Origin of the sequence: Caballeronia sp. GACF4, from assembly GCF_023631025.1 — a bacterium.
GTDB lineage: Bacteria > Pseudomonadota > Gammaproteobacteria > Burkholderiales > Burkholderiaceae > Caballeronia.
In genome coordinates, this window is sequence record NZ_JALQDW010000063.1 from 1 (window position 1) to 349 (window position 349).

Here is a 349-nt window from a genome sequence, read left to right on the forward strand (position 1 = left end):
CGCGCTCGGGCTCGGTGACCGGCCACAGCCGCGTAGTCGGGCCAAAGCCCGCCCCTTCGAATTGAACGCCCTCGAGCCGCTGTAACTCGCCATTGCGCACCGAAGGCAAGCGCAGGCTAATCGAGGTGACATGACGCGTCAGCGCCGCATAGAGCGCGGCCGCGGCGGCCCGCTCGCCGTGCAGATACAGACGAATGCGCGACAGGTCCGTCGCCTCGCGCTGTTCGCCCAGCCACAACCTGAATGTGACGCGGATGACCGTGCATCCACCATCGCGCACCGCAACCTCCGCGTCCTCGACTGAAAGTGGCAGTAGCTGGACGGCCTGCGTCGTGCGGTAGAGACACTT

The 349-nt window shown here is 66.5% G+C and carries 1 protein-coding gene; it reads right to left on the reverse strand.

The window, feature by feature from the left end; genetic code table 11:
* Positions 1 to 349, reverse strand: a 349-nt coding sequence (locus tag NCR40_RS31695) for a type VI secretion system baseplate subunit TssF (RefSeq protein WP_250511822.1), incomplete at both ends; no start/stop codon positions are given.